The sequence below is a fragment of the uncultured Brachyspira sp. genome, from assembly GCF_910588665.1.
GTDB lineage: Bacteria > Spirochaetota > Brachyspiria > Brachyspirales > Brachyspiraceae > Brachyspira.
In genome coordinates this window covers 1-3,930 of record NZ_CAJUPR010000002.1, presented here as the reverse complement: position 1 = coordinate 3,930, position 3,930 = coordinate 1, and the positions used below count along the sequence as shown (strand labels likewise).

At 24.8% G+C, this 3,930-nt stretch carries 3 protein-coding genes; 2 read left to right on the top strand and 1 reads right to left on the bottom strand.

The genetic code is table 11. The features are described 5' to 3' along the window. A partial coding sequence (locus QZ306_RS01335) for a tetratricopeptide repeat protein (RefSeq protein WP_295160020.1) occupies positions 1-970 on the bottom strand: 970 nt, incomplete at its 3' end. A 137-nt stretch (positions 971-1,107) separates the two neighbouring features. On the opposite strand from QZ306_RS01335, the gene QZ306_RS01330 reads away from it, so the two are divergent. Then, a complete protein-coding gene (locus tag QZ306_RS01330) occupies positions 1,108-1,359 on the top strand; it encodes a DUF167 domain-containing protein (protein ID WP_295160018.1) in 252 nt (83 codons plus the stop codon). Between the two features lie 76 nt (positions 1,360-1,435). Next, the gene (locus tag QZ306_RS01325) at positions 1,436-3,733 is read left to right on the top strand and encodes a tetratricopeptide repeat protein (RefSeq protein WP_295160015.1); all 2,298 of its coding nucleotides are present in this window, start codon (positions 1,436-1,438) and stop codon (positions 3,731-3,733) included. Positions 3,734-3,930 lie beyond the last annotated feature (197 nt).

Below are 3,930 nucleotides of genomic sequence, written 5' to 3'. Positions count from 1 at the left end.
GATATTCTCCGTTTACGTAATTAATATATCCTATCCAATAATAAGCTGAATAATTATTTTCATTGCTGTTGTATTTATTATTTATTTTTATGGATTCCAAAAGATGATATGAGGCATTTTCATAGGATTCCAATTTGACATAGCAAATTCCAAGATATAAAGAATTTAAATATTCTCTGTTCTGAGAATCGGTTAATTTTATAAAACAGTTTAATTTCTTTTCAATATCATCATAATTTAGCGCTATATTTCTTGCAGCTTCAAAGCATTCATACGATAAAATATCTTCGTCTATAACCTGATATAATATGCCTAAATCAAACCAGCTGTCAAAACAATCATTTTTTAATTTTACAGATTCGTTTAAATGCTCCAAAGCCTTATCGTATGCCTGAATTAAGAAATATGTATTGCCTAAATAATATCTGCTTAGATAATCATCATATTTCAGATTAACTGATTTCTCCAAATACATAATAGCTTTATCATAATTTCCTAATTTAATATGACAATAACCTATATATCCGTAAACTAAGTAATCTTTTGAACCTAAAGACATAGATAAGTATATTAATGCATTATTATAGGTATTATTGTCAGAGGCTTTTTTTGAATATGTTATTCCAATCCATAAAGTATAATGTTTGTTTTTATTATCTAAATTGTATGCTTCTTTAAAATATTCCAATGCCTCTTCAAACGCATCAAAATAATAATAGCATCTGCCTATATAATATTTATATACAGCTCTATTAATATCTAATTTTTCTAATAATGAGGCTCTTACAAAATACATCATAGATATATCATATTTTTTTAATTTGTAGCAGCAGTATCCCGCTTTAAATATAGCTTCTGTATTGTTGGGATCTATATTCATAATATTGCTGCATAATGAAAATGCATCATTGTAATTTTTATTTTTTATATATTCGTCTGCTTCCTGCAGATATTTATTAATATTTTTCATAATCTTACTTTGGATATTTAATTTTATATTATAAATTATAATTTAGAAATTTAAACCGCTTGTAAATAATTATTTATATAATATCATGAATTTAAATATTATTAAATTGTAAAAACTGTAATGCAGGATTTTTATATATGAATATAGAAGTTAAAGTAACGGCAGGTGCTAAATCCGACAGCTTTAAATTTGAGAACGGAGCTTATTATATCAGAATTACTTCTAAAGCTGTAGACGGCAAGGCTAATAGGGCTTTAATAGATTTTTTGGCGCATGAGCTAAATTTAAAAAAAAGAGATATTGAAATACTGAGAGGAGAGAAAAGCGGAAGAAAACTTATTTCTATTAATATTAATGAAAATTTATTTAAAGAGTATTTTAACAATTAAAAAATTGATTTTTTATTATTGACATAATACATATATTCATTGTAAAATATATATAATAATCTTATACGGGGTTTTTATGTATAATACAAAGATGGAGCATCTTTTAAATGAGGTTTCATACAGATTAAATAATGAAGATTATAATCAGACTCTTGAAATACTTGATATTATACTGAAAAAAGTTCCTAAAAATTACAGGGCTAATTTATACAAAGGTCAGGTATGCGTAGAGCTTAAAGAGTATGAAGATGCCATAAAATATTTTGAAGAAGCAAGAAAGGTTGATATAAAAACTTTTAAATCATACAATCTGCTTGGAATAAGCTACCATGCTATAAAACACTATGACAAAGCTATAGAATGCTTCAATGAAACTTTGAAAATAACGCCTAATTCTTTTAAGGCATATAATCTTCTTGGAATAAGCTATTTTGAAAAAAATGACTTCACTAAGGCTATAGAAAATTTTAATAAGGCTATAGAGATTAACCCTAAATATGATAAAGCTTTTAATAATTTGGCTTTGTTCTATTATAAAAATAAAAAATATAATGAAGCTATAGAGTTTTTTGAGCATTCCAAATCTTTAGACGAAAGAATATTTAAAGCTTATGACATGCTTGGAATGAGCTATTATAATATTAATAATTATGATAAGGCTATAGAATGCCTTGAGAGATTCTTAAAGTATAATAATAAATCTTATAAAACAGCAAACACTTTAGGAGCTGTATATTCTTTCTTAAAAGATTATGATAATGCCGTTAAATATTTCAATATATCTATAGACATCAATCCTAGATATGCCAATGCCTATAATAATTTAGCTTTGGTTTATTTTAACAGAAAGCTTTTTGACAGAGCGGCTTTTTATTTTGACAAGGCTAAAAAATTAGATATTAATGCTTTTACCGACTATAATAAACTTGCAATAAGCTATTATTCTAAAAAATACTATTATGAAGCTATAGAATGCTTTGAAAAAGTTATAGAAAAAAATCCTAATGCTTATAAGGCTTATAATTTTATAGGCATATGCTATTCGTCCAATGAAGAATACGGTAAAGCTATAGAATACTTTAATAAATCTATAGAGATAAATGACCGATATTATAAGGCTTATAATAATCTGGCATTGGCTTATTATAATTTAAATGATTATAACAGCGCTGCTGAAAATTTCAATAAGGCTTTGGATATAAACGGCAGCAATGCGGATTCTTATAACGGAATAGGATTATCGTATTATCATTTAGGCGAAAAAGAAAAATCAGTTATTTATTTTAATAAAGTTCTTGATATTGATCCGTCATATACAGGCGTTTATGATATGCTATTCAGAATATATTTTGATTTGAAAGATTATAATAATGCTTTATATACGGCAGATAAAATAATGGAGTTAAATCCCAATTCTTTTGAGCATTATGATAAATTAATTTCAATTTGCTATAATAATAAAAATTATGATAAGGTAATAGAATATGCTTCAAAAACTAATATAAGAAATTTTAATGTTTATAATATGATTGCCGCTTCATACTATTATATAAAAGATTATGATAATGCCGTTATTTGCTTTAATAAATTAATAGAAAAAGATAAATCTCATTTTGAGTATTATAATAATCTTGCCGTTATTTATTATTTGAAAAAAGATTATGATAATCTGCTTAATACCTACATAAGATACGCAGATGATTTTGATTTGAATAATGATAATTTTGCAGGCTTTAATATTTTCTTATTGTCTTATAGTCTGCTTAGAGGAAATATCATTAAATATGATGACTTTTTAAAATTGTTTGAAAAACTTCTTAATAAAAGTATTGAGTTTTATAATACTCATAGCAGCAATGAAGTATTAACATTGTATAAAAATGTAAATTACAGTACGGATTTGCTGAAATTATTATTAGACAGAAAAACACAATCCGATAATATATTAGATGATTCTTTTAAATTAAAAGCGGTAAAACCTATCATTAATAAGATGAATATTTCTTTTACTTTATTCTCTTCATCTTTGAATGATTTAATTGATAATTTGGATAACGGCAGTATATGCATAGAGTATGAAATAGCAAGTCCTTATATTATTATAAAAAATAAAAGCTTATATGGTGACGGAGAAAGTATTTACGGAAAGAGGGCTAAATTTCTAACGGAAGAAGATAAAATAAATTATGAACCTTTGCTTTCAATATTCGGCTGTAATTCTGCAAGCCACCGCAATGATTTTATTTCTATTTCTAATAATAATATAAAAATAAAAAGCATATATTTCCCTAAAACCTTTGACGATTCTAATATAGAAATAATAAAAAGAATAATTGATGATAAAAATATAAAGCTTTGCAGATTAGATAATTAAAAAAACGGATATAAATATTATATTAAAAAATCATTGACATAAAGCTTAAAGTTCACTATAATATATTTAACTGGAGATATCATAATTATCAATCAATCAATCAATCAATCAATCAATCAATCAATCAATCAATCAATCAATCATAATTTTATATTTATCAGCTTTTCTTTTGGCATTGCATAAAAATTTTATTAAAA